The following is a 24,351-nucleotide window of genomic DNA, read 5'->3' as shown; positions in this document are numbered from 1 at the left end:
GGATCAGTAGTCGGAGTTCTCCAGCTTGAAGTTCCAGACGCCCTTGAACGCCTTGCTCTCGCCGGAGGACTGCTTGTCCTGCTCGACGATGCTGATGTACAGCGTCTTCTGCGGGGCCTGACCCTGCTGCTGGGCGAACAGGTCGACACCGTCGAAGGCGTAGTACGTCTTCTTGTAGGCGTACGTCATCTGCTGGCCGTTGATCCACAGCGCCCAGCCGGTGTCGGCGACCTCGGGGTCGACGCCGACGCGCAGGGTCTCGCTCTGCTTGACCTTGATCGTCTTGACGTCCGACTTCTCCAGGGCGCACTTGGCGGCCTTCGCCTTGCCGAGGTCGTTGCCGTCGTCGTAGCAGACGGCCTCGGAGCTCACCGAGGTCGAACCGACCGTGACGGTGACGCGCGGCGTCGGCTTGTCGCAGGCCGACAGGACGAGCAGTCCGGCGGAAACGAGGCCGGCGGCGGCGACGGCGCGGCGGCGTCGCACATCGGATTGCAGCGTGGTCATGGCGGAAGGCTATCGGGCGGGTACGGCAGTCCCTTTATGCGGGGTGCGGCGAGCCCTGTTCGTTACGCCACTCGCGCCTTGGCCGAGCCGCCGTGCCGGGCCGAGCTCAGCAGCCCCCGCGCGGTGGCCAGCCAGCCCGCGGCGACGACCGCGGCGGCCACCGACAGGCCCAGATAGCCGTTGAGCGGCATCACGATGCCGACCGCGCCGCCGAACACCCACGACACCTGGAGCAGCGTCTCGGAGCGGGCGAACGCCGAGGTGCGGACCAGTTCGGGCACGTCCCGCTGGATCAGCGCGTCCAGCGACAGCTTCGACAGGGCCTGCGCGAACCCGGCGACCGCGGCGAGGCACGCCACCAGGAACGCGCCGAAGAAGATCGCCGCCGTGATCGCCGCGCCCAGCACGAACGCCACCACCGTCAGGATGATGATCTCCGGCGCCCGCGACCTGAGCCAGGCGCCGACCGCCGTGCCGAGGGCGTTGCCCGCGCCCGCCGACACCGCCACCAGGCCCAGCGAGACCGCCGCGCTCTCGCCGGTCAGCGGATGCTCGCGCAGCAGGAAGGCGAGGAAGAAGGTGAGGAACCCGGAGAGCCAGCGCAGGGCCGCGTTCGCGCCCAGGGCGTGGGTGACGGCGGTGCCGACCGTGCGCAGCCCCGGCCGCTTGACCGGCTTGAGGTGCGGTCCGTGCAGATGCTCCTCGTCGGCGGCGAGCAGCGCCACGTCCTCGCCCTTGGCCGAGTCGACCTTCGGCGGCAGCGAGAACGACAGGAACGTGCCCGCGATGAAGATCACAAAGGCGCCGTAGAGCGGCCAGCGCGGTCCGATGGCCTGGAGCCCCGCGCCGACGGGTGCCGCGATGCCGGTCGCGAGGAGGCCGCCCAGGGTGACGCGGGAGTTCGCCTTGACGAGGGAGAAGCGGGGCGGGAGCAGCCGGGGCACGACCGCGCTTCTGACGACGCCGTACGCCTTCGAGGCCACCAGTACGCCGAGGGCCGCCGGATACAGCTCCAGGCTGCCCGTGGCGACCGCACCGGCGATGATCAGCGCGAGCATCGCCCGGGCGAGCATGGCGCCCGCCATGGCGGCTCGGCGGCCGTGCGGGAGGCGGTCGAGGAGGGGGCCGATCACGGGCGCGAGGACCGTGAAGGGCGCCATGGTGATGGCGAGGTACAGGGCGACGCGCCCGCGCGCCTCGTCGGTCGGCACCGAGAAGAACACCGTGGAGGCGAGGGCGACGGTGATCATCACGTCGCCCGCGCCGTTGACCGCGTGCAGTTCGATCAGCTTGCCGAGGCCGGACTCGCCCGCCCCGTGCGCGTGGGTCGCCTTGCGGATGCCGCGGGCCGTACCGGTGAACGGGAAGTGCAGGGCACGGCCGACGGCACGTACGGACCCTGTCATCCGGCCCGAACCGCCACCGACTCCGGTGGCTCCCTGGGGTGTCCTCGTGGCTGCCACCCCGTCATAGTGCCCCGAGAAAGCTGTGAGTAGTGCGGTTACCGCGCGTATGAACGCATATGAAGTGCCGCACGAAGCCCGTCGCGGGTGCACGGGAAGCCCTCCGGAAGCCCCTCGCAGGTCCACCGGAGGCAACGAACCATCACGTCGGTGTAGGCCGAGCGGCGGCGAACAGGTAGCGTGCGTAGCGCGCCGTGGCGAACGTTCTCGGCCGCGCGCCTCTCTGACATCCCGCAGAATGGATGGGAGCAGGTGCGCCCGAGCGCGATCGGGCGCGGACGTCGACGCGGTCCTCCGGTCCGCTCCGTCCGCACCCACCGCCTTCAGGCCGGCGCACCCGAGTGACGGCGTAGGAGAGAAGCGATACCTGTGAGCGCAGCGACAACGCGAAGCCGCACCCCCGACCGCCTGTGCGCCGAGGCCGTCGACCTCGCCCGCGCCGCCGCCGAGGAGGCCGCCGCGCCCGGGGTGGTGGGTGAGCACGCGGGCCTGGTCTCCGAGGGCGACCGTGTCGTCACGCACTTCTTCGAGTGCAAGGAACTCGGCTACCGGGGCTGGCGCTGGGCCGTGACCGTGGCGCGCGCCTCCCGCGCGAAGATCGTCACACTGGACGAGGTCGTCCTGCTCCCCGGCCCGGACGCGCTGCTGGCCCCCGAGTGGGTGCCGTGGAGCGAACGCCTGCGCCCCGGCGACATGGGCCCCGGCGACCTGCTCCCCACCGACGCCGAGGACCTGCGCCTGGAGCCCGGCTACACCGGCGAGGACGAACCGCTGCCGAGCGCGCCGGTCTCCGAGGAGATGGCCGAGCTGGTCGAGGCGGAGGACGCGGAGCTCACCGCGGGCACCCCGTCGAACCTCCCGGTCGCCCCGAGCCGCGGCTCGATCGCCGCGGTCGCCGAGGAACTGGGCATGCGCCGGGCCCGCGTCCTGTCCCGCTACGGCCTCCATGTCGCCGCCGACCGCTGGGAGGAGTCGTTCGGCGCCAAGACCCCGATGGCCCAGGCCGCCCCGGCCCCCTGCGTGAGCTGCGGCTTCCTGGTCCCGCTCGGCGGCTCCCTGGGCCAGGCCTTCGGACTGTGCGCCAACGAGTTCGCCCCGGCGGACGGCAGGGTGGTGTCGCTGGCGTACGGCTGCGGCGGCCACTCGGAGGCGGCGGTCATGCCGAAGCCCCCGCAGCCGGCCCCGCCGGTGATCGACGAGACCCGGGTCGACCCCTTCCCGCTGCGCCCGGCCAGGGACTCCGGTTCGGTGCCGGAGACCGCGGACGAGGCCGCGGCGGAGCTGGGGCACTCCTAACGAGGCGGCTCGCCCGGTACGGCCAGGCACCCCCGTGCCACCGGAGCGCAGGTCCTCGCGTCCGGTGGCAGCGGAGTGCCGGCGCCTACGTTCCCGGCTTCCTCTCCGAGAGCTCCAGGACGAGGTCCGGTGCCGCGGACGCTGGGCAGGCCGTTGTCCCGAGTTACGGCCCCCTCGCCTCGCGGTACCTTCGTCGTCACGCCGATGAGGAGAGTCAACGTGAGCAAGTTCGTGCGGCCCGCTGCCGAGGGTGCCGACCCGTTCGGGACCGCCCGGCTCCGGCGAGGGGTGCTGGACGCCTGGGCGACCAGCCCCGCCCGGTTCCGGGAGGACGCCAACGCCGAGGAGGACCTCGTCCTCGGCGGGTACCGGGACCGGCTCGTCGTCGAGCTCGCGCAGAACGCCGCCGACGCCGCGGCCCGGGCCGGTGTGCCGGGACGGCTGCGGCTCACCCTGCGCGAGGGCGTCCTGTTCGCCGCCAACACCGGCGCCCCGCTGGACGCGGCCGGCGTCGAGTCGCTCTCCACCCTGCGCGCCTCCGCCAAGCGTGACCAGACGGACGGCTCGGTCGGCCGCTTCGGCGTCGGCTTCGCCGCCGTGCTCGCCGTCACCGACGAGCCCGCCGTCGTCGGCCGCCACGGCGGGGTCCGCTGGTCCCTCGCCGAGGCCCGCGACCACGCCGCCGAGACCGCCCGCCACAGCCCGGGCCTCGGCGACGAGATCCGCCGCCGCGACGGCCATGTCCCACTGCTGCGGCTCCCGTTCGCGGCCGAGGGCAGCGCGCCCGACCCCTACGACACCGTCGTCATCCTCCCGCTGCGCGACACCGCCGCCACCGACCTAGCCGAGCGTCTCCTGGACGCCGTCGACGACGCCCTCCTCCTCGCCCTGCCCGGCCTTGAGGAGGTCGTCGTCGAGACCGCCGACACCACCCGCACGATCAGCCGCCGCACCGAGGACGGCCTCACCGTCGTGGAGGACTCGCGGGACGGCACGACCCGGTGGCGTACCGCCTCGGCGCACGGCCCCCTCACCCCCGAGCTCCTCACCGGCCGACCCGTCGAGGAACGGCTGCGGCCGCACTGGTCGCTCACCTGGGCCGTGCCCGCCGATCCCGACGGCACCCCGGCCCACCCCCGCACCAGCCCCGTCGTGCACGCCCCGACGCCCAGCGACGAACCGCTCGGCGTCCCCGCGCTGCTCATCGCGTCCTTCCCGCTGGACACCACCCGCCGGCACGCGGCCCCCGGCCCGCTCACCGACTTCCTCGTACAGCGCGCGGCGGACGTGTACACCGAACTCCTCGCCGGCTGGCGGCCGGTCAGCGAGGGGATCATCGCGCTGGTGCCCGGCCCGCTGGGCAAGGGCGAGCTGGACGGGGCGCTGCGGCAGGCGATCCTGGAACGCCTCCCGCGGACCGCCTTCCTGCCGCCCGCGCTCGAACCCACCGACGACCTTCCCGAGGTGCTGCGCCCGCGCGAGGCCGAGGTCGTCGAGGGCGCCGGCGCCGACACCGTACGGGTGCTCGCCGAGGTGCTGCCCACCCTGCTGCCCGCCGGGCTCGAACGCCGGGTGGAGCTGCGCACGCTGGGCGTCGCCCGGGTCCCGCTGACCGACGCGATCGACCGGCTGGCGGGCCTGGAGAAGGAACCGGAGTGGTGGCAGCGGCTCTACGACAGCCTCGCGGGCGTCGACCCCGACCGGCTCTCCGGCCTTCCGGTGCCGCTCGCCGACGGACGTACGACGATCGGGCCCCGGCAGGTGCTGCTGCCCACGTCGGACGGGCCCCTGATCGACCCCGGCGTCCTCACCCGGCTCGGCCTCAAGGTCGCCCACCCGGACGCCGCCCACCCGCTCCTGGAGAAGCTTGGCGCGTTGCCGGCGACCCCGCGCGCGGTGCTCACCACGCCCCAGGTGCGGGCGGCCGTGGCCGCCTCCCTGGACGACGACGGGGGCATGAGCTGGGAGGAGGACACCCCGGACGCGGAGGAACTCGCCGACACCGTGCTGGGGTTGGTGCGGGACGCGGGGCTCGAACCCGGTGACGAGCCGTGGCTGGGCGCGCTCGCCCTGCCCGACGAGGAGGGGGAGCTGGTCCCCGCCGGTGAACTCGTCCTGCCCGGCAGTCCGTTCGCCCGGGTGATGCGCGAGGACGAACTCGCCTTCGTGGACGCAGAGCTGGCCGGGAAGTGGGGCGAGCAGCCCCTCGCCGCGTGCGGGGTGCTCGCCGGCTTCGCCCTGGTCCGGGCCACGGACGTCGTCCTGGACCCGGACGAACTGGAGCCGCGCGAGGGCGACTTCGCCGAACCGGACGACGCCGGGCTCCTCGACGCGGTCGACGTGTGGTGCGAGGACATCCTCGACCGCTTCCCCGACACGCCCGTACCGCCGGTCGCCACCGAGCTGATCGCCGTGCGGGACCTGGACCTGGTCGACGAGGACAAGTGGCCCGAGGCGCTCGCCCTGCTGGCCCGGCCGCCGCTGCGGGACGCCCTCACCCAGCAGGTGCGCATCCTCCTGCCGGACGGCACGCACGAGGTCGTACGGCCGTACACCGCCTGGTGGTTGCGCGGGAACCCGGTGCTCGACGGCCGTCGCCCCGCCGGTCTGCTGGCGGCGGGCGGGGACCCGCTGCTGCGCGGCCTGTACGACGAGGCGGACGCGACCGGGTTCGACGACGAGCAGGTGCTGCGGGCGCTGGGTGTCAGGACGTCGGTGGCCGCGCTGCTGGCGGAGCCGGGCGGGGCGGCGGAACTCCTGGACCGCCTGGCCGACCCCTCGCGGACGGTCAGCGGCGCTCAACTGCACGCCCTGTACACGGCCTTGGCCGACCTGGACCCCGAGCAGGTCACCCTGCCCGACGAGCTGCGGGCGGTGACGGACGGCCGGGTCGAGGTCGTGGACGCGGCCGACGCGGTGGTCGTCGACTCGCCGGACCTGCTGCCCTTCACCCAGGGCGTCCCCCTGCTCCCCGTACGGCCCTCGCGGGCGGGGGAGCTGGCCGAGCTCTTCCAGGTCCGCCGCCTGAGCGAGTCGGTGACGGGTTCGGTGGACTCCGAGGGCACGGAGCACGACGTGCCGGAGCCGGTACGGATCCTGCTGGGCGCGAGCACCCCCGCCACGTACGTCGAGCACGAGGAACTCGTCGTCGACGGCGTGGAGATCGACTGGCGCCTGACCAACGACGGCGTCCTGCACGCCGCCACCCTGGAGGGCGTCGCCGCGGGCCTCGCCTGGGCAGCGGGCCAGTGGCCCCGCCGCTTCGAGGTGGCAGCCCTCCTGGAGGACCCGACCCGCACGGAGGAACTGGCGAGGGACCGCTGGTTCGACTGACCGCCTCAGCCGGCCCCGGGTTCCAGGAAGTAGTCGTAGTGCTCCAGGTCGAGCGCGACCCCGATCAACTGCCGGAAGCGTCAGTAACCGGTGAGGGCGTAGAAGGTGCGCACACAAAACTCTTACCAGTCGCGCAACCTTTCGCCCCACTTGTTTATCTGATCAGTCGAGTCACTCAGACTCACCGACCTCACGTGGGGAACACATGCGTATTCGTGTCACCGTGGCCGCCGTCTCCGGTGCCCTGGCCCTCTCCGCCCTCGCCGTTCCGGCCGTGCAGGCCGCCGACGGCGGTCTCGACAAGACCACCGCCGCCGAGCGCTTCGGTGTCTCCCGGTCGGCGATGAGCACGGCCGCCGCCGCCGAGGAGCTGCCGGTCGTCTCCAAGGTGACGATCAACGGTGCCAAAGACGTCGTCGTCGGCACGACGGCCGCCAAGAAGTTCACCGTCTCCCTGACGGCCAGCCACTCCGCCGGCATCCAGGACGCCTACATCGACCTGTGGCACGGCAAGGACCTCGACCACATCGACGGTCTGCTCACGCCGAACGAGGAGGCCGCCACCTGCACCGCGGTCACCACCACCACCTCGACCTGCAAGCTCACCCTCACCGCCGTCCCCGGCAGCGACCTGTACATGAACACGCTGGCCGGCACCTGGCACGTCACCGCCGGTGTCCTCGCGAACGACGAGGCCGGCAGCGTCTACTGGAACGACTTCCACAGCACCCACCGGGTCCAGCGCCTGTCGAAGCTCACCGTCAACGCCTCCCCCGAGCCGGTGAAGAAGGGGAAGACCATCACCGTCACCGGGAAGCTGACGCGGGCCAACTGGGAGACGCGGACGTACGCCGGGTACTCGACCCAGCCGGTGAAGCTGCAGTTCCGGAAGAAGGACTCCAGCACCTACACCACGCTGAAGACGATCAAGACCAACAGCAAGGGCGACCTGAAGACCACGGTCAAGGCCACGGTCGACGGGTACTTCCGCTGGAGCTTCGCGGGCACCTCCACCACCCCGGCCGTCAACGCCGCGGGTGACTTCGTCGACGTCAAGTAAGTCGAGCCGAAGCAAAGCGTTGCGCATGTGCGGGGAAAATCACGGCCCACCCGTACAACCAGTCCCATGCGTTCCGGATCTACGGAGTGAGTCAGCAGACTCCGAGATCCTTCTCTCCTCATGGGGAACGCACATGCGCATACGCGCCCTCGTCCTCGCCGCCTCCGGCGCCGTGGCCCTCTCCGCCCTCGCCGTGCCGGCCGCCCAGGCCGCCACGGCCGGGCCCGCCGTCACCTTCTCCAACCTGAAGGTCAACAGCGGCAAGGACATCGTGGTCGGCTCGACGACGACCGTCACCGTCTCGGCGACCTACACCGTGACCAAGCCCGCGAGCCTGAGCGCGAGTTCCTTCCAGACCGGGCCCGCGCTCTACCGCGGTGCCACGCTCGGCATGGACTCCGACGACCTCGTCATCAGCGACAACCCCGGCACCTGCACGGCGTCCTCCTCGACGGTCCTGAAGTGCTCGGCGAAGATCGCGTTCCGCCCGAAGTCCGCCGACGATGCCTCCGACCTGATCAACAGCCAGTCGGGCACCTGGAAGCTGGGCGCCCTCGCAGTCAACGAGAGCGACGGGATCACCTGGCAGGGCGGCCTCGGCACCACCCACCTCCAGCGCCGGGCCACCCTCACCGTCAACGCCTCCCCGGAGCCGGTGAAGAAGGGGAAGACGATCACCGTGACGGGCAAGCTCGCCCGCGCCAACTGGGACACCAACACCTACGCGGGGTACTCCACCCAGCCGGTGAAGCTCCAGTTCCGCAAGAAGGGCAGCAGCACCTACACGACGCTGAAGACCGTCAAGACGTCGTCCACGGGCGCGCTGAGGACGACGACCACGGCGACGGCTGACGGCTACTACCGCTACAGCTTCGCGGGCACGACGACCACGTCTCCCGTGAGCGCGGCGGGCGACTTCGTAGACGTCCAGTAGGACCAGCAGGACCAGCAGGACCAGTAGGACCCGGCGTTAAGCGGGACCGCGGCGGTCGACCCACCTCCACAGGAGTTCCAGGGCGGCCGCCGCCACCACCGAGATGCCGACCGCGATCCACGGCATCGTCAGTCCGACCAGCTTCAGCGCGAAGAAGTCCTGGAGCCAGGGCACGGCCAGGACCAGGACGAACCCGAGGCCCATCGCCGCGACCAGCGCGAGGCGCCACCAGGTGTACGGGCGGGCGATGATCGCCAGCACCCACATCGAGATCAGGAACAGGGTCAGGGTCGCCGCACTGGTCTCCGCGTCCAGGGCGCCGGAACCCGTGTAGTGGTGACGGGCGATCAGGTACGTCACGAAGGTCGCGACGGCCGCCACCACCCCGCCGGGGATCGAGTACCGCATCACCCGCCGCACGAAGTGCGGTCGCGCGCGCTCCGTGTTGGGAGCGAGGGCCAGGAAGAAGGCGGGGACGCCGATCGTCAGCGTCGACAGCAGGGTCAGGTGCCGCGGCAGGAACGGGTACTCGACCTGCCAGCACACCACGAGGACCGCCAGCAGCACCGAGTAGACGGTCTTGACGAGGAACAGGGTCGCGACCCGGGTGATGTTGCCGATCACCCGCCGGCCCTCCGCGACCACCGACGGCAGCGTCGCGAAGCTGTTGTTCAGCAGCACGATCTGGGCGACCGCCCGCGTGGCCTCCGAACCGGAGCCCATCGCCACCCCGATGTCGGCGTCCTTCAGGGCGAGCACGTCGTTGACCCCGTCACCGGTCATCGCGACCGTGTGCCCGCGCGACTGGAGCGCCCCCACCATGTCCCGCTTCTGCTGCGGGGTGACCCGCCCGAACACCGTGCCCTCGTCGAGCGCCTCCGCCATCCGGTCCGGCTCGGTGGGCAGCCGGCGGGCGTCCACCGTGCTGCCGTTCAGCCCGAGCTTGGCCGCCACCGCCCCGACCGACACCGCGTTGTCCCCGGAGACGACCTTGGCCCGGACGTCCTGTTCGGCGAAGTAGCGCAGGGTGTCGGCCGCGTCGGGGCGCAGCCGCTGCTCCAGTACGACGAGGGCGGTCGGCCGCGCTCCCCGGGCCACCTCGGGATGGTCGAGGTCGCGGGCGGCGCGGGCCAGCAGCAGCACGCGCAGCCCCTGCTCGTTGAGCCGCCCGGTCTCGGCGAGCGCGGGGTCGTCGGGGGACAGGAGCACGTCCGGCGCCCCCAGCAGCCACGTACTGGACTCGCCGTCGCCCTCGCTGAAGGTGGCGCCGCTGTACTTGCGGGCGGAGGAGAAGGGGAGCGACTCGGTGCAGCGCCACTCCTGCACGTCCGGGTAGGCGTCGATGATCGCCTGGAGGGAGGCGTTCGGCCGCGGGTCCGACTCGCCGAGGGCACCCAGGACCTTCCGCACGTACGACTCGTCGGCGCCCTGGAGGGGCCTGAGCTCGGTGACGTCCATGCCGCCCTCGGTGAGGGTGCCGGTCTTGTCGAGGCAGACCGTGTCGACGCGGGCGAGGCCCTCGATGGCGGGGAGTTCCTGTACGAGGGCCTGTTTCCGGCCAAGCCGGATGACGCCGATGGCGAAGGCGACGGAGGTCAGCAGGACGAGTCCCTCGGGGACCATGGGCACGATGCCGCCGACCGTCCGGGCGACCGAGTCCTTGAGGTCGTTGTCCTTCACGAAGAGCTGGCTGACGACCAGGCCGAGCGCGGTCGGGACCATCATCCACGTCACGTACTTGAGGATCGTGGAGATGCCGGAGCGCAGCTCGGAGTGGACCAGGGTGAAGCGGGAGGCCTCCTCGGCCAACTGGGCGGCGTAGGCCTCGCGGCCCACCTTGGTGGCCCGGAAGGCGCCGCCGCCGGCGACCACGAAACTCCCGGACATCACCTGGTCGCCGGGCCGTTTGACCACCGGGTCGGCCTCACCGGTCAGCAGCGACTCGTCGATCTCCAGGCCGTCGGCCTCCACGACCTCCCCGTCGACCACGGCCTTGTCGCCGGGCCCGATCTCGATGAGGTCGTCGAGGACGATCTCCGAGGTGCCGACCGCGGTCGCGGTGCCGTCCCGCCGTACGGTCGGCCGCGCCTCGCCGATCACCGCGAGCGAGTCGAGGGTCTTCTTCGCCCGCCACTCCTGGACGATGCCGATGCCGGTGTTGGCGAGGATGACGTAGCCGAACAGGCTGTCCTGGAACGGCGCGACGAACAGCATGACCAGCCAGAGCACACCGATGATCGCGTTGAACCGGGTGAAGACGTTCGCCCGGACGATCTCCGCCAGGGTCCGGCTGCTGCGCACCGGCACGTCGTTGACCTGGCCCCGCGTCACCCGCTCGGCGACCTCGGCGGCGGTCAGGCCGGTCACCGCCGCTGACGGGGCCGTCGTGCGGTCGAGTGCGGCGCCCGCGTCGATGTGCGTCATGCATTCGACGGTACGTGCGGTTTTGCGGCTTCACCCGCCGAGTGACCGGAAGTTCCGACCTGGGGAGGAGACGGGAGAGGGCGAGTGATGCCGTGGTACTAGGGGGCGCTCGTCACTCGGACGCAGGGTCGGCGGCGGAGTCGGTGGCGGCCGCGTTCCTGAGGGCCGCGTCCCGCTTGCGCACGTACCAGGTGCCGTACAGCCCGAGCACGCCCCCGGCCAGGCAGGTCCACAGCCACCAGGTGCGGTCGTGGTCCGCGAACCAGCCGTAGAAGGGAAGCTGCACGAGGAAGAGTGCGAACCAGAGGATCGTGCCACCGGTGACGGTGGCGACCACGGGGCCCTCCAGGGGCTCCGGAGCCTCGTGCCTGAGGGGTCCCGAGAAAAATCCGGCCATGGGGACAGCTTACGAGGCGATCAGGTCTACGCGCGGAGATGGCTCCTCCGGCTTCATACGTTCATACTGAAACGGTTTGCGTCTGTCCACTTCTACTCGTAGGAACATCCAATGCCGACCGCCCTCGACCGCTACTTCAAGATCTCCGAACGGGGCAGTACCCTGCCGCGCGAGATCCGGGGCGGCTTCGCCACCTTCTTCGCGATGGCCTACATCATCGTGCTGAACCCGATCATCCTCGGCAGCGCCAAGGACATGTACGGCCATCAGCTCGACAACGGCCAGTTGGTCACCGCGACCGCCGTGACCGCGGCCTTCACCACGCTCCTCATGGGCGTGGTCGGCAACGTCCCGATCGCCCTGGCGGCCGGGCTCGGCGTGAACTCCGTCGTCGCGCTCCAGCTCGCGCCCCGGATGTCCTGGCCGGACGCGATGGGCATGGTCGTGCTGGCCGGCTTCATCGTGATGCTGCTGGTCGCCACCGGTCTGCGGGAACGCGTGATGAACGCGGTGCCCTTCGGCCTGCGCAAGGCGATCTCCATCGGTATCGGCCTGTTCATCATGCTGATCGGGCTCGTGGACTCCGGCTTCGTCTCCCGCATCCCGGACGTCGCCCAGACCACCGTGCCGCTCCAGCTCGGCGGCGATGGCCACCTCAACGGCTGGCCGGTCGTGGTCTTCGTCCTGGGCGCCCTGCTGACCCTCGCGCTGATCGTCCGCAAGGTCTCGGGCGCGATCCTCATCTCCATCGTCACCATGACGGTCCTGGCGATGATCATCGAGGCGGTCGCCAAGGTCCCGTCCTGGGGGCTCACCGCCCCGAAGTGGCCCGGCAACCCGGTCGCCACCCCCGACTTCGGTCTGCTCGGCAAGGTCAGCCTCTTCGGCGGCTTCGACAAGGTCGGTGTGCTGACCGGCATCCTCTTCGTCTTCACGGTCCTGCTGTCGTGCTTCTTCGACGCGATGGGCACGATCATGGGCGTCTCCGACGAGGCCAAGCTCACCGACGCCCAGGGCCAGATGCCCGGCATCAACAAGGTCCTCTTCGTCGACGGCCTCGCGGTCGCCGCGGGCGGTGCCAGCTCCTCCTCCGCCACCACGGCCTTCGTGGAGTCCACGGCGGGCGTCGGCGAGGGCGCCCGCACCGGCTTCGCGAACGTGGTCACCGGCGGGCTCTTCGCCGTGGCCCTCTTCCTGACGCCCGTCGCCACCATGGTCCCGTCCCAGGCCGCGACCCCCGCACTGCTCGCCGTGGGCTTCCTGATCCTGGCGAACTCGGTCCGCGACATCGACTGGGGCGACCACACCATCGCGATCCCGGCCTTCGTGACGATGGTGATGATGCCGTTCACCTACTCGATCACCAACGGCATCGGCATGGGCTTCATCACCTTCGTGGTGCTGCGCCTGGCGGCGGGGCGGGCCCGGGAGATCCCGGCCGCGATGTACGTCGTCTCCGCCGTCTTCGCCTTCTACTACCTGATGCCGGCCCTGGGCCTGACGTGAGCCGCCCTCGCGCGCCCCGGTCTCACGTGACCCCGTAGAACTTCTCGGTCTCGTCGACGGCGGTCTGGAACCGTTCGTCGAAGTCGTCCCGGACGAGCGTTCGGATCACATAGTCCTGGACGCTCATCCCCCTCTTGGCCGCATGGTCCCGGAGCCGCTCGAGCAGCTCCCCGTCTATCCGCAGGCTGAGCACGCTGGTCCCCATGCAGACGAGGGTCGTCGTCCACCGGGGACCAGCGTTCACTTTCCGCACCCGACTCACTCGTTCGGGTGAAGATCCGGTTTCGGCGCCCGCCGGGGCGGGGAGCCTGGGCCTTCCGGGGCCGGGCCGCCCGCCGCTACCAGGTCCACCTCTGGTCGGTGTTGGCCGAGCACGGCCACTGGATGACCTTGGTGCCGATGGCCGGGTTGGACGCCGGGATGGCCAGGCACTTGTCGCTGTTCAGGTTCCGCAGCCGGTCGAGGCTGTCATGGATCCAGACCTGCTCCTTGCCGCCGTTGCAGGTCCACTGGATGGCCTGGGTGGCGTCGGTGACCGAGCCGGCCGGCATCGCGAGGCACCGGCCGCTGTTGGCGTTCTTGACGACATAGCGGTCGCCGTTGCCGCCCGCGACCGGTGTCAGGTGCCACTTCTGCTCCGCGCCGCCGTTGCAGGTCCACTGGATCAGACCGGTGCCGTTCTCCGTGTCGGCCCGGGGCACGGCCAGGCACCTGGCGGTCCCCTGGTTGGTGAGGGGCCGGGCGGCGGTGACGGCGGCGTCGATCCAGGAGGCCAGTCCGTCGACGCGGGCGGCGACGCCGCCGGTCCGTGTCTCGGTGCCGTCCGTGCCGTAGCAGCCGCCCTGGTACGAGCGGCTGGTGAGGGCCACCAGCCGGTCGGTGCCGTTGGTCGTGCGCACCACCGGGCCGCCGGTGTCACCGGCGCACGCGGCCACCCCGTCGGCGCCGGTGACGGTGAGCGTGGCCGCGTCCGAGGCGTCCACCGAGAGCGCGCCGGAGTGCAGCTTCAGGGGCGCCCACTCGGTGCGGGTCCGCCCGAACCCGGCGAAGGCCAGGGTCTCTCCCGCGGTGGGCTCGGTCGTGGCCAGGGCGACCGGGGTGACGTTGGTGACCGCCTGGTTCAGCCGGGCCAGGATCACGTCGCGGCCGGTAGCGCTGGGCACCAGCTCGACGACCTGGCGCACCGCGCCGGTGCCGGTGGTGAGGTCGGAGCGGCCGATGGTGGCGGTGGTCGGCGACGCCGGCCTGCCCGCGGGGACGGCGAGGCTCGTGGCGGGGTCCTCGGCGAAGCAGCTCGCGCCGGTGAGCAGCCACTGGGGGGCCACCAGGACCCCGGAGCAGCCGCGGTCGTGGTCGCCGACGACGAGCTGTGCGGTGTAGCCGAAGGTGGTGTCGGCGACGGGGGTGCCGGTGACGGCGGGTGCCGGGGCGGCGGACCAGGCGGTCGGAGCCGCTGCCAGGAGCATCGCCAGCGCGGCGAGCCGTAGCTGTCTGAGGTGTCGCAAGGCGGGATTCCTCGGGTGAGTGGGGATCACGGACGGGACACGGCACGACGGGCGTGGCAGCCGATGTAACCCTGTGCGGTCGGCCCTGTCCACCACGTCAAATCCCCTAAATGGGGCGGTAGTTGGGGTTCCGGTGTGAGGTGGGTCACCGTCGTCGAAGGTTGTGCCGGATCGGATGACGAATGGGTGACGAGTGGCCGGAGTCACGGGAATCCCCGTGGGCGCCAGCTTGTTTAGCCAGAGTAATGAGTTATGCTAAAGAGATGCCGGACCTTACCCATGGCGACGACGTAGCCGCCGTGAACTCCCTGCGATCAGCCGTGATGCGACTGTCCCGTCGGCTCAAGCACCAGCGGGTCGACGAGTCACTGAGCCCCACCGAGATGTCGGTGCTGGGCACCCTCTCCGTCTGCGGCCGGGCCACCCCGGGGGAGCTCGCCCGCAAGGAGCACGTCCAGCCGCCGTCGATGACCCGCATCGTGGCGCTGCTGGAGGCCAAGGGTCTCGTCCGGCTGGAGCCGCACCCCGAGGACCGGCGCCAGAAGGTCGTCACCAAGACCGAGCAGGCCGAGGCCATGCTCGCGGAGAGCCGCGCCAAGCGGAACGCCTTCCTCGCCACCCTGGTCGACGGCCTCGACGAGGACGAGTGGGCGAAACTGCGCGAAGCCGCCCCCGTGCTGGAGAAACTCGCACACCTGTAAGCCACGAAGAGGAGGCGAACGCACTTTGAGTACGGGACCCGGAGCAGAATCCGCCCCCGCACCGATCCCTTCTACCTCTGCGTCCCGCAAGTCGTCCATGTTCAGCTCGCTGAAGGTCAGGAACTACCGGCTGTTCTTCGCCGGCCAGGTCGTCTCGAACATCGGCACCTGGATGCAGCGCATCGCGCAGGACTGGCTGGTGCTCAGCCTCACCGGCTCCGCCACCGCCGTCGGCGTCACGACGGCCCTGCAGTTCCTGCCGATGCTGCTCTTCGGCCTCTACGGCGGTGTCCTCGTCGACCGGCTGTCCAAGCGCCGGGCGCTGCTGTTCACGCAGTCCGCGATGGGCGCCACCGGCATCGCGCTGGCCGTCCTCACCCTGACCGGCCACGTCCAGGTCTGGCACGTCTACCTCGCGGCCTTCGCCGTGGGTCTCGCGACGGTCGTCGACAACCCGGCCCGCCAGTCGTTCGTCTCCGAGATGGTCGGGCCCGGCCAGCTCCAGAACGCGGTCAGCCTGAACTCCGCGAACTTCCAGTCGGCCCGACTGATCGGCCCCGCCGTCGCGGGTGTCATGATCACCGGCGTCGGCACCGGCTGGGCGTTCCTCGCCAACGGCCTGTCCTTCGTCGCCCCGCTGGTCGGCCTGCTGATGATGCGGGCCCGCGAGCTGCACGTCGTGGAGCGCGCCCCGCGCGGCAAGGGGCAGTTGCGGGAGGGCCTGCACTACGTGGCCGGGCGGCCGGAGCTGATCTGGACCATCGTCCTGGTCGGGTTCGTGTCCACCTTCGGCTTCAACTTCCCCGTGTACCTCTCGGCCTTCGCCGACGACGTCTTCCACGCCGGCGCGGGCTCCTACAGCCTCTTCAACACGGTGATGGCGGTCGGCTCCCTGGCCGGCGCCCTGCTCGCGGCCCGGCGCGGCACCGCCCGGATGCGGGTGCTGGTGGTGGGCGCGGTGGCCTTCGGCACACTGGAGATCGTGGCCGCGGCGGCCCCCTCGCTGTGGCTGTTCGCCCTGCTCATGGCCCCGATCGGCATGTTCGGCATGACGGTCAACGTCACCGCCAACACCAGCGTGCAGATGGGCACCGACCCGGCCATGCGGGGCCGTGTGATGGCCCTCTACATGATGGTGTTCATGGGCGGCTCCCCGATCGGCGCGCCGATCGCCGGCTGGGTCACCGACGCGTACGGCGTGCGCGCCGGTCTCGCGGTGGGCGGTGCGATCGCCGCGGTGGCGGCCGCGACGATCGGCCTGGTCCTGGCCCGCGTCGGCAATCTGCGTCTGTCGGTCGGCTGGCACCGCGGTCACCCGCAGGTCCGGTTCGTGCCGCGCGAGGCGCAGGAGCAGTTGGCGCCCGCGGCCTGAGCCCTACGGCCGTACGCGCATGGCCAGTACCTGGCCCGGCCAGTCGTTGTTCGCCCCGGCGGTGTACGTGTCCGTCGGGGCGAAGCCGTTGGCCTCGTAGTAGGCGACCAAACGGCGGTCGTCACCCGCGTAGCAGTCCACCCGCAGCAGGCCGACGCCCGCGCGCCGGGTCTGTTCGGCGGCGTGCGCGAGGAGGGCGCTGCCGATGCCGTGGGCCTGGAAGCGGCGGTCGGAGGCGAGCCAGTGGATGTACCGCTCGGGCTCGCCTGGCGGCGGCAGATGCGCCAGGTAGGCGCCGGGCGCGTCGGTGAGCGTGAGCGTCGCCGCCGGTACCCCGTCGGCCTCGGCGATGTACACGCTGCCCTCCGCCACGTACCGGGTGACGGACTCGACCGTCCCGGGACTCGCCGACAGCGGCCGGGTCCCCCACTGGCCGGGGCGTCCTCGCGCGACCAGCCACTGCACACTGCTGTCCAGCATGCCGAGGATCGCGGGTATGTCCTCGGGCCCGCCGTCCCTGATGGTGATCTCCATGCCCCGATGGTGACAGGCTGGCCGCCATGAGACTCTTCGCCGCGGTACTGCCTCCGCAGGATGTCACCGAGGAACTCGCCGCAGTGGTCGCCGACTTGAGGAAGCTGCCCGTCGCCGAGGAGCTGCGCTGGACCGGCGTCCCGGGCTGGCACTTCACGCTCGCCTTCTACGGCGAGGTCGACGAGGACGTCGTACCGGAGCTGGCGGAGCGGCTGGAGCGGGCGGCTCGGCGGACCGCCCGTTTCCCGCTGGCCGTGCGCGGGGGCGGGCAGTTCGGGCACGGTCGGGCCCTGTGGGCGGGGGCCTCCGGCGAGCTGCCGGTGCTGCGGCTGCTGGCGGAGCGGGCACAGGCGGCCGCGCGGCGGGCCGGGGTGGAGACGGGGGAGCACCGGCGGTACAGGGCCCACCTGACCGTGGCGCGCAGCCGGCAGGCGGTGGACGTGGGACCGTGCCTGGAGGTGCTCGACGGGTTCACGAGCCGCACCTGGACCGTGGACGAGCTGGCGCTGGTGCGGAGCAACCTGCCGGGGTCCGGGGTGCCGGGGGAACAGCCCCGCTACGAGGTGGTCGGCCGCTGGCCGCTGGGCGGAGCCGGTTAGGCTCGACACGTGGACCCGAAGACCCGGAACCGGATCATGGCCGGTGTGCTTGTGATGATGTTCGTCGTCGTGGCGGTGGCCGCCGTCCTCGGCAGGTAGGGGAACTGCGGCCGGTCGCGGCCGGTCGCGCAGTTCCCCCGCCGGGCGCTACCAGGCGAAGGCCTCCGGAGAGGGGCCCGTGCCCGGGAAGATCTCGTCCAGACCGGACAGGACCTCCTCACCCAGCTCCAGCTCGACCGCCCTGACCGCCGACGCGAGCTGCTCGGCCGTGCGCGGGCCGACGATCGGGCCCGTGACGCCGGGACGCGTCAGCAGCCACGCCAGGGCCGCCTCGCCGGGCTCCAGGCCGTGCTTCTCCAGCAGGTCCTCGTACGACTGGATCTGGGCCCGCTTGGCCGGGTCGGCGAGGGTGTCGGCGGCACGGCCGGAGGCGCGGCGCCCGCCCGTGGCCTCCTTCTTGATGACCCCGCCGAGCAGCCCGCCGTGCAGCGGCGACCAGGGGATCACGCCGAGGCCGTACTCCTGGGCGGCCGGGATGACCTCCATCTCGGCGCGCCGCTCGGCCAGGTTGTAGAGGCACTGCTCGCTGACGAGGCCGATGGTGCCGCCCCGCCGCGCGGCGATCTCGTTGGCCTGGGCGATCTTGTAGCCGGGGAAGTTGGAGGACCCGACGTACAGGATCTTGCCCTGCTGGACGAGGGTGTCGACGGCCTGCCAGATCTCCTCGAAGGGAGTGGCGCGGTCGACGTGGTGGAACTGGTAGACGTCGATGTGGTCGGTCCGGAGCCGCTTGAGCGAGGCGTCGACGGCACGGCGGATGTTCAGCGCCGACAGCTTGTCGTGGTTGGGCCAGGCCTCGCCGTCCGCGGCCATGTTGCCGTAGACCTTGGTGGCGAGGACCACCTTGTCGCGGTGGGCGGCGCTCTTCGCGAACCAGTTGCCGATGATCTCTTCGGTACGGCCCTTGTTCTCGCCCCAGCCGTACACGTTGGCGGTGTCGAAGAAGTTGATTCCCGCGTCGAGAGCCGAGTCCATGATCGCGTGCGAGTCGGCCTCGTCGGTCTGCGGGCCGAAGTTCATGGTGCCGAGGACGAGTCGGCTGACCTTGAGTCCGGTGCGTCCGAGCTGCGTGTACTTCATGGTGGTCCAGCCAACGCCTTGGAGTGGACTCCACGCAAGCGCGGGCTTCGGGGGGGATTGCGCCCCTGTGGAACCGGGGGACAGCCGGAGGGAGTCCGGGCGGATTCGTCTCTAGCGTGCCGTGCATGACACGTATGGAGGGAATCCGGGCCACCCGGCGGAACGTGCTGGCGCTCGGCACCGCCGCGGCGGCCACACCCCTGCTGGGTACGGGGCCGGCCAGGGCCGCGGATGTCGCGGCCGGGGAGTTCGACGAGCTGGGCATCGGCGAGCTGCGCGCGCTGATGGACGCGGGGCGGCTCGACGCGGAGCGGCTCACCCGCTTCTACCTGGAGCGGATCGAGCGCCTCGACCCGCTGCTGCACGCCGTGATCGAGGTCAACCCCGACGCGCTGCGGGAGGCGCGGCGACGGGACGCGGACGGGCGGCCCCGGGGGCCGCTGCACGGCATGCCCGTGCTGCTGAAGGACCTGGTGGAGACCGCGGACCGGATGCACACCACGGCCGGCTCGCTCGCCCTGACCGGGCTGCGGCCCGCGCGGGACGCCACGGTCGCCGCCCGGCTGCGGGCCGCCGGTGCCGTCCTGCTCGGCAAGACCAACCTCAGCGAGTGGGCGGGTGGCCTCTCGCTCACCCACCACGCCGGGTGGAGCGCGCGCGGCGGCCAGACCCGCAACCCCTACAAGCTGGACCGCTCGCCCAACGAGTCCAGCTCCGGCACCGGTGTCGCCGTCGCGGCCAACCTGTGCGTCGCCGGGATCGGCACCGAGACCAACGGCTCGATCATCGACCCGGCGTCGGCGAACTGCGTCGTCGGGGTCAAGCCGACCGTAGGACTGGTCGGCCGGGGCGGGGTGATCCCCGGTGTGCCGAGCCAGGACAGCGTCGGGCCCATGGCGCGTACGGTCCGGGACGCGGCGATCATGCTCGGCACCCTGACAGGGGTCGACGCCAGGGACCCCGCGACGGCCGCGAGCCGGGGCCACGCCCACCGCGACTACACCCGCTTCCTGGACGCGGACGGGCTGCGCGGCGCGCGCGTCGGGGTCCCGCGGGCCGTGTACTTCGGGTACAGCGACCACGCCGACGACATCGCCGAGCGGGCGATCGAGGTGATGCGCGCGGCCGGGGCGGTGATCGTCGACCCCGCGGACATCCCCACCGCCGAGCAGTTGGAGGACCTGCCCGGCACGACGGTCGTCCAGGCCTACGGGTTCAAGCACGCCCTGAACACCTACCTCGCCGAGGCGGGCGGTGAACACCCGCGCGACCTGCGGGAGTTGATCGCCTTCAACCGCGCGCACGCCGACCGGGAGCTGCGGTACGCACGGCAGGACGGGCTGGAGGCGGTGGAGCGGCTGGACTTCTCGCGACGGGAGTACGAGGAGGCGCTGGCCGTGAACCACCGGCTCTCGCGGGCGGAGGGAATCGACGCGGTGCTGCGCCGACACCGCCTCGACGCCCTCGTGATGCCGACGACCGGCCCCCCGGCCAAGATCGACCTGATCCGCGGGGACACCTACGGCGGCGGCGCGTCCACGCCCGCGGCGCTCGCCGGGTACCCCGCGGTGAGCGTGCCTGCGGGCTTCGCGTTCGGCCTGCCGGTCGGGGTGACGTTCATGGGCACGGCATGGAGCGAACCGGTCCTGCTGCGGCTCGCGTACGCGTACGAGCGGGCCGGCGGCGTGCGGCGGGTGCCGACGTTCCGCGGGCCGGACGTGGGGTTTTGACCTCGGCTCGGGGCCCGCGGGGGATCTCGCTCCGGCTCACGGGCGGATCGCCCGGACCTCCTCGTGGATCGCCCAGGCGTCCGCCACCGGGCCCAGGTGCCGGAGCTTGTCGGGGTTGACGACCGTGCGGATCGTGCGGACGCGGCCGTCGAGGATGTCCAGGACCAGGGTGTGCAGGACCCTGCCGGCCCGGTCACGGAAGACCGCGCCCGGCTCGCCGTTGACCTCGCACGGCTCGAAGGTCACCTCGGCGCGGGCCATCCGCGGGAAGACCGAGCCGAGCAGCCGGGACACGTTCCGCGCGCCGGTGACCGCCCTGGCCAACTGCGGTGCCTTGCCGCCGCCGTCGCCCACCATCGACACGTCGGCGGCGAGCAGCCCCCGCAGCCCGTCCACGTCCCCCTCGCGGAGGGCGTCGAAGAAGCGGGACGCCAGTTCGTCGCGTTCCGCGCGGTCCGCCGCGAAGCGGGGCCGGCCCGCCGCCATGTGGCGCCGGGCCCGGGACGCGAGCTGGCGGCAGGCCGGCTCGGAACGGCCCACCGCCGACGCGATCTCGGGGAAGCCGAAGTCGAAGACCTCCCGCAGGACGAACACCGCGCGCTCCGCCGGGCTGAGCCGCTCCAGCAGCAACAGCGCCGCCACCGACACCGAGTCGGCCAGTTCCGCCGCCCGCACGGGGTCGTCGTAGGGATCGTCGAGAAGCGGCTCGGGAAGCCAGTCGCCGACGTACTGCTCGCGGCGGACCCGCGCCGAGCGCAGTACGTCGATCGCGATCCGGGTCACCGTGGTCGACAGGTAGGCCTTCACGGACCGGGGCTCGGTCGGGGTGGCCTCGTAGCGCAGCCAGGTCTCCTGGACCGCGTCCTCGGCCTCGCCGACACCGCCGAGGAGGCGGTAGGCGATCGAGAACAGCAGCGGTCGCAGCGCCTGGAACTCCTCGGTCCTGCTCATCGCCGTTCCTCGGTCGTCGTGGGTCAGCCGGTGAAGGACTCGGGGCCGAAGCGGCCCCACGCGACGAACACCGCGAGGGCCAGGTAGACGAGGTTCAGGGCGACGAGCGCCGACTCGCCGCGGCGGCCGTGGGTGATCATCGCACCGACCATCAGGAGGATCCAGCAGACGGCGGTCACGGGGACCAGGACCGGGGCGATGTCGAGCGCGGCGGTCAGGACCAGGCCCGCCGCGGCCAGGATCTCCAGGATGCCGAGGGACTTGACGAAGGCCGTGCCGACCTCCCCCGTCCACCCGCCGCCGTGGGCCGCGGCGAGCTTCTCCCTGGGCACGAAGGTCTTGGTGACCCCGCCGGTCAGGGCCACGGCGGCCAGCAGTCCGGCGGCGATCCACAGCGCGAGGTCCATCGTCCACTCCTTGGTCGGGGCGTGCGTCGGGGGGTGCGTCGAGGTGTGCCCTCACCCCTCGGGACGAGACAGCCGCCCGCGCTGTGACACGCGTGTCCTCAGGGAGTGCGCAAGCTTGCGAAGACGCCTCGGGCGCGGGTGCCGTCCGGTGCCTCCCAGGCCCCGGTGACCTGGCCGATCGCGCCGTCGAGGGCGGTGGGCCGCGGGTGCCGGTGCAGGCGCAGGACCGTGCCGTCCGGGAGGGCGAACCCGGTGCCGTCCCGGTCCTCGGTGACCTCGACGGGGCCCTCGGGGGAGGTGAGGGCGGAGCCCGTGAAGGAGTGGCTGACCTCGTGGTCGGGGGTGTCGCTGACGCTCTGGGCCTGGGCCTGGACGCGGCCCTCGAACAGGGCGAGGAGGGTGCTGCGCAGCACCGGGTCGTGGACGCCGTCGTAGGCCCAGCGGGTGCCCAGCACGCCGTGTTCCATGGTGCCGACGAGGGCGTGCTCGGCGCCGGGGAGCGGGGCGGCGCGGTAGGTGAGGGGGGCGAGGTAGGCGAGGGGTTCGGGGGCGGAGGAGTCGACGGCCACCAGGAACTCGATCCCGACCTCGCCCTCCGGGTCGTCCAGGCGGAAGCCGCCGGCCCTGGTCAGCTCGGGAACGCCGGTGCCGGTGTACCAGGGGCGGGAGGGCAGCCAGGTGGTGAGGAGTTCCAGCTTGCTGGGCTTGAGGGTGGTGTCGTGGATGATCGCCATGCGGCGGATTCTGTCAGTCAGTCGCGGGGGAACTCATCCGTTTTGAGGGTGAGACCGACGACGGTGCCGGTGAGGTCCACGTCCTTGCCGAAGGGCACCCTGGTCTCGACCTCGTAGTCGCCGCCCTTGGGGTCGGTGTAGATGTGGCACCGCCCCTGATACGGGTCCGCGATGACGTAGACGGGGACTTCCGCCATGGCGTAGGCGGCCTTCTTCGGGCCGTAGTCGTTGGCCGCGGTTCCTTTGGAGATCACCTCGGCGACGAATTCGACCTCCTCGTGGGACCAGCGGCCGTCCTCCGCCTTCGTGGCGCCTTCGGCCATCACCGTCACGTCGGTCGCGAAGCCGTTGAGGTGCCCCGGGTAGTCGATGCGCACGTCGGACTTCACGCGCTTGCGCGGGTACTTGGTCCGCAACTGCTCGACGATGTCCAGGATGATCTCCCAGTGGGTGTCCCGCTGCGGCGACATGTAGACGGTCCCCTCGACGATCTCGACCTTGTATCCCTCGGGGACGGGCATCGTCTCGAGCCGCTCGAACATCTCGTCGAGGGTGCTCGTGTTGTCGCTCTCGGCCATCGCGATCCTGTCTTCGAGGACGGTCATCGTGGCGCTCCTCCCCGGCTGCCCCATGGACGAGTGCAGCCGCGCGGTACAACGATACGCACGGTGACCAGGACACGACGGGAGACGCCATGTCGGAGGACCACGGCACCGCTCAGTTCGTCTCCCTGCTGTTCAGCGCGGGATCGCTGTCCGGCGCGGGCTCCGGCTTGGTGTGGAGGACCTCGCGGGCCTGGTCCGCGGCGCGGGTGATGCTCTCGGAGACGAAGTCGAGGAAGCGGGCGATGTTCTCCAGGCGGGCGGCGGCCGGGGTGTCCCGGCCGAGGACGCCCACGCCCTGCCGTGCGGTCTCCGCGAGCTGTATGGTGCCGCGCGCACTGGCGATCATGGACTGGTACCAGACGTCGTCGTCGGCGACATAGCGCTCGCGACGCCGCTCGTCGCGCTCGCGGCGGACCAGGCCCTGGTTCTCCAGGTAGCTGATGGCCTTGGAGATGGACGCGGGGCTGACCTGAAGGCGCTGGACGAGTTCGGCGGCTGTCGTCGTGCCGGTGTCGCTCGTGTAGAGGCAGGTCAGCACCCTCGCCATCATCTTGGGTACGCCCGTCTGCATGAGGACGGTGGTGAACGTCTCCTCGTAGTCGCGCACCGCTTCGGGGTCGCGGCCGTGGGTCGGTGCGGGCGCCTGCGCCGCGCGCGGGGCGGCCTGCCGGCGGCGGTGGGCCCGGCGTTCGGCGGCACGGTGGGCGAGGTCGGCGCGGTAGGCGGTGGGGCCGCCGTTGCGCATGACCTCGCGGGTGATCGTCGAGGTGGGGCGTTCGAGGCGGCGGGCGATCTCCGCGTAGGCGAGGCCGTCGGCCACTCCCAGTGCGATCTGCTGGCGTTCCTGCTGGGTGAGCCTGCCTCCCGGCATCGCGGCCTCCTTCATGGTTCCTGGTGACCGCAGCATAGCGTTCACTTTCGGTCTATTGCAACGACTGTTGGATCCGCGTTGCGTTGCTTTTCGATTCGTTGCAATGAAATCCCTGTATCTAGCTGCACTGATGAACTGTCGACGCAATAAATATGTTGCCGACTCCGTGAATGCAACGTAGCTTTTCGTCTATCGGAAACAGCGACGACGAGCCCAGGAGCACCGCATGCAGACGTTCGACACCCCCACCCCGGTCACCGCCGTCATCGACCTGCCCGCCGG

22 protein-coding genes are annotated in these 24,351 nt (G+C 71.6%); 9 read left to right on the top strand and 13 right to left on the bottom strand.

Annotated elements, in window-relative coordinates; genetic code table 11:
• Positions 1-3: 3 nt before the first annotated feature.
• A complete protein-coding gene (locus ACZ66S_RS37170; RefSeq protein ID WP_469906002.1) occupies positions 4-507 on the bottom strand; it encodes a hypothetical protein in 504 nt (167 codons plus the stop codon).
• 62 nt (positions 508-569) lie between these two features.
• The gene (locus tag ACZ66S_RS37165) at positions 570-1,913 is read right to left on the bottom strand and encodes an MFS transporter (RefSeq protein WP_469906001.1); all 1,344 of its coding nucleotides are present in this window, start codon (positions 1,911-1,913) and stop codon (positions 570-572) included.
• Between the two features lie 426 nt (positions 1,914-2,339).
• On the opposite strand from ACZ66S_RS37165, the gene ACZ66S_RS37160 reads away from it, so the two are divergent.
• The 4 genes from ACZ66S_RS37160 (at position 2,340) to ACZ66S_RS37145 (ending at position 8,593) form a co-directional block, all read left to right on the top strand.
• Positions 2,340-3,266, top strand: a complete 927-nt coding sequence (locus ACZ66S_RS37160; RefSeq protein WP_469906000.1) for a DUF3027 domain-containing protein — start codon at positions 2,340-2,342, stop codon at positions 3,264-3,266.
• 219 nt (positions 3,267-3,485) lie between these two features.
• Positions 3,486-6,599: a sacsin N-terminal ATP-binding-like domain-containing protein gene (locus ACZ66S_RS37155; protein ID WP_469905999.1), complete on the top strand. Its 3,114-nt coding sequence runs from the start codon at positions 3,486-3,488 to the stop codon at positions 6,597-6,599.
• Positions 6,600-6,804: 205 nt separating this feature from the next.
• Positions 6,805-7,659, top strand: coding sequence for a DUF5707 domain-containing protein (locus ACZ66S_RS37150; protein ID WP_469905998.1), 855 nt, complete (start codon positions 6,805-6,807; stop codon positions 7,657-7,659).
• Between the two features lie 133 nt (positions 7,660-7,792).
• Entirely contained in the window at positions 7,793-8,593 is an 801-nt protein-coding gene (locus ACZ66S_RS37145) for a hypothetical protein (RefSeq protein WP_469905997.1), read from the top strand.
• A gap of 36 nt (positions 8,594-8,629) precedes the next feature.
• On the opposite strand, the gene ACZ66S_RS37140 is transcribed toward ACZ66S_RS37145, so the two are convergent.
• Positions 8,630-11,017: a cation-translocating P-type ATPase gene (locus ACZ66S_RS37140; protein ID WP_469905996.1), complete on the bottom strand. Its 2,388-nt coding sequence runs from the start codon at positions 11,015-11,017 to the stop codon at positions 8,630-8,632.
• Between the two features lie 112 nt (positions 11,018-11,129).
• A complete protein-coding gene (locus tag ACZ66S_RS37135) occupies positions 11,130-11,414 on the bottom strand; it encodes a DUF2530 domain-containing protein (protein ID WP_469905995.1) in 285 nt (94 codons plus the stop codon).
• A 111-nt stretch (positions 11,415-11,525) separates the two neighbouring features.
• Between ACZ66S_RS37135 and ACZ66S_RS37130 the strand changes: the two genes are divergently transcribed.
• Positions 11,526-12,920, top strand: a complete 1,395-nt coding sequence (locus ACZ66S_RS37130) for an NCS2 family permease (RefSeq protein WP_469905994.1) — start codon at positions 11,526-11,528, stop codon at positions 12,918-12,920.
• Positions 12,921-12,942: 22 nt separating this feature from the next.
• Here ACZ66S_RS37130 and ACZ66S_RS37125 read toward each other — a convergent pair whose 3' ends face one another.
• Positions 12,943-13,125, bottom strand: a complete 183-nt coding sequence (locus ACZ66S_RS37125) for a hypothetical protein (RefSeq protein ID WP_053849503.1) — start codon at positions 13,123-13,125, stop codon at positions 12,943-12,945.
• 133 nt (positions 13,126-13,258) lie between these two features.
• Positions 13,259-14,425 (bottom strand): RICIN domain-containing protein, encoded by a 1,167-nt coding sequence (locus tag ACZ66S_RS37120; protein ID WP_469905993.1) that lies wholly within the window; start codon positions 14,423-14,425, stop codon positions 13,259-13,261.
• Positions 14,426-14,688: 263 nt separating this feature from the next.
• On the opposite strand from ACZ66S_RS37120, the gene ACZ66S_RS37115 reads away from it, so the two are divergent.
• Both ACZ66S_RS37115 and ACZ66S_RS37110 read left to right on the top strand, forming a co-directional pair.
• A complete protein-coding gene (locus ACZ66S_RS37115) occupies positions 14,689-15,126 on the top strand; it encodes a MarR family winged helix-turn-helix transcriptional regulator (protein WP_469905992.1) in 438 nt (145 codons plus the stop codon).
• Positions 15,127-15,223: 97 nt separating this feature from the next.
• Positions 15,224-16,498 carry an MFS transporter gene (locus ACZ66S_RS37110; protein ID WP_469905991.1) on the top strand — a complete coding sequence of 425 codons (1,275 nt, stop codon included), beginning with the start codon at positions 15,224-15,226 and terminating at the stop codon, positions 16,496-16,498.
• A gap of 3 nt (positions 16,499-16,501) precedes the next feature.
• Here the strand turns inward: ACZ66S_RS37110 and ACZ66S_RS37105 are convergent, their stop codons facing one another.
• A complete protein-coding gene (locus ACZ66S_RS37105; protein WP_469905990.1) occupies positions 16,502-17,032 on the bottom strand; it encodes a GNAT family N-acetyltransferase in 531 nt (176 codons plus the stop codon).
• Between the two features lie 26 nt (positions 17,033-17,058).
• Here ACZ66S_RS37105 and thpR point away from each other — a divergent pair, with 26 nt between their 5' ends.
• Positions 17,059-17,631, top strand: coding sequence for an RNA 2',3'-cyclic phosphodiesterase (thpR, locus tag ACZ66S_RS37100; protein ID WP_469905989.1), 573 nt, complete (start codon positions 17,059-17,061; stop codon positions 17,629-17,631).
• Positions 17,632-17,778: 147 nt separating this feature from the next.
• Here thpR and ACZ66S_RS37095 read toward each other — a convergent pair whose 3' ends face one another.
• Positions 17,779-18,771 (bottom strand): aldo/keto reductase, encoded by a 993-nt coding sequence (locus tag ACZ66S_RS37095; RefSeq protein ID WP_469905988.1) that lies wholly within the window; start codon positions 18,769-18,771, stop codon positions 17,779-17,781.
• A gap of 134 nt (positions 18,772-18,905) precedes the next feature.
• Here ACZ66S_RS37095 and ACZ66S_RS37090 point away from each other — a divergent pair, with 134 nt between their 5' ends.
• Positions 18,906-20,501, top strand: coding sequence for an amidase (locus ACZ66S_RS37090; RefSeq protein ID WP_469906157.1), 1,596 nt, complete (start codon positions 18,906-18,908; stop codon positions 20,499-20,501).
• A 36-nt stretch (positions 20,502-20,537) separates the two neighbouring features.
• Here ACZ66S_RS37090 and ACZ66S_RS37085 read toward each other — a convergent pair whose 3' ends face one another.
• From ACZ66S_RS37085 to ACZ66S_RS37065, 5 genes are all read right to left on the bottom strand, one after another.
• Positions 20,538-21,452 (bottom strand): RNA polymerase sigma-70 factor, encoded by a 915-nt coding sequence (locus ACZ66S_RS37085; RefSeq protein ID WP_469905987.1) that lies wholly within the window; start codon positions 21,450-21,452, stop codon positions 20,538-20,540.
• A 23-nt stretch (positions 21,453-21,475) separates the two neighbouring features.
• Positions 21,476-21,859 (bottom strand): DoxX family protein, encoded by a 384-nt coding sequence (locus ACZ66S_RS37080; RefSeq protein ID WP_469905986.1) that lies wholly within the window; start codon positions 21,857-21,859, stop codon positions 21,476-21,478.
• Between the two features lie 98 nt (positions 21,860-21,957).
• Complete coding sequence (locus tag ACZ66S_RS37075) at positions 21,958-22,593, bottom strand: maltokinase N-terminal cap-like domain-containing protein (protein WP_469905985.1); 636 nt, start codon at positions 22,591-22,593, stop codon at positions 21,958-21,960.
• 17 nt (positions 22,594-22,610) lie between these two features.
• Complete coding sequence (locus tag ACZ66S_RS37070) at positions 22,611-23,198, bottom strand: Uma2 family endonuclease (RefSeq protein ID WP_469905984.1); 588 nt, start codon at positions 23,196-23,198, stop codon at positions 22,611-22,613.
• A 112-nt stretch (positions 23,199-23,310) separates the two neighbouring features.
• Positions 23,311-24,069, bottom strand: coding sequence for a GbsR/MarR family transcriptional regulator (locus tag ACZ66S_RS37065; RefSeq protein ID WP_469905983.1), 759 nt, complete (start codon positions 24,067-24,069; stop codon positions 23,311-23,313).
• Positions 24,070-24,351 lie beyond the last annotated feature (282 nt).

The organism is Streptomyces sp. NPDC107471 (assembly GCF_055582845.1).
Note: the sequence above shows the minus strand (reverse complement) of the source record. Positions and strands in the feature narration are given on the sequence as shown.

Coding starts and splice junctions, on each gene's coding strand:
- ACZ66S_RS37170 (WP_469906002.1), bottom strand. CDS start 507: ATGACCACGCTGCAATCCGATGTGCGACGCCGCCGCGCCGTCGCCGCC.
- ACZ66S_RS37165 (WP_469906001.1), bottom strand. CDS start 1,913: ATGACAGGGTCCGTACGTGCCGTCGGCCGTGCCCTGCACTTCCCGTTC.
- ACZ66S_RS37150 (WP_469905998.1), top strand. CDS start 6,805: ATGCGTATTCGTGTCACCGTGGCCGCCGTCTCCGGTGCCCTGGCCCTC.
- ACZ66S_RS37145 (WP_469905997.1), top strand. CDS start 7,793: ATGCGCATACGCGCCCTCGTCCTCGCCGCCTCCGGCGCCGTGGCCCTC.
- ACZ66S_RS37140 (WP_469905996.1), bottom strand. CDS start 11,017: ATGACGCACATCGACGCGGGCGCCGCACTCGACCGCACGACGGCCCCG.
- ACZ66S_RS37135 (WP_469905995.1), bottom strand. CDS start 11,414: ATGGCCGGATTTTTCTCGGGACCCCTCAGGCACGAGGCTCCGGAGCCC.
- ACZ66S_RS37130 (WP_469905994.1), top strand. CDS start 11,526: ATGCCGACCGCCCTCGACCGCTACTTCAAGATCTCCGAACGGGGCAGT.
- ACZ66S_RS37125 (WP_053849503.1), bottom strand. CDS start 13,125: ATGGGGACCAGCGTGCTCAGCCTGCGGATAGACGGGGAGCTGCTCGAG.
- ACZ66S_RS37115 (WP_469905992.1), top strand. CDS start 14,689: ATGCCGGACCTTACCCATGGCGACGACGTAGCCGCCGTGAACTCCCTG.
- ACZ66S_RS37110 (WP_469905991.1), top strand. CDS start 15,224: ATGTTCAGCTCGCTGAAGGTCAGGAACTACCGGCTGTTCTTCGCCGGC.
- ACZ66S_RS37105 (WP_469905990.1), bottom strand. CDS start 17,032: ATGGAGATCACCATCAGGGACGGCGGGCCCGAGGACATACCCGCGATC.
- thpR (WP_469905989.1), top strand. CDS start 17,059: ATGAGACTCTTCGCCGCGGTACTGCCTCCGCAGGATGTCACCGAGGAA.
- ACZ66S_RS37095 (WP_469905988.1), bottom strand. CDS start 18,771: ATGAAGTACACGCAGCTCGGACGCACCGGACTCAAGGTCAGCCGACTC.
- ACZ66S_RS37090 (WP_469906157.1), top strand. CDS start 18,906: ATGGAGGGAATCCGGGCCACCCGGCGGAACGTGCTGGCGCTCGGCACC.
- ACZ66S_RS37085 (WP_469905987.1), bottom strand. CDS start 21,452: ATGAGCAGGACCGAGGAGTTCCAGGCGCTGCGACCGCTGCTGTTCTCG.
- ACZ66S_RS37080 (WP_469905986.1), bottom strand. CDS start 21,859: ATGGACCTCGCGCTGTGGATCGCCGCCGGACTGCTGGCCGCCGTGGCC.
- ACZ66S_RS37075 (WP_469905985.1), bottom strand. CDS start 22,593: ATGGCGATCATCCACGACACCACCCTCAAGCCCAGCAAGCTGGAACTC.
- ACZ66S_RS37070 (WP_469905984.1), bottom strand. CDS start 23,198: ATGACCGTCCTCGAAGACAGGATCGCGATGGCCGAGAGCGACAACACG.
- ACZ66S_RS37065 (WP_469905983.1), bottom strand. CDS start 24,069: ATGCCGGGAGGCAGGCTCACCCAGCAGGAACGCCAGCAGATCGCACTG.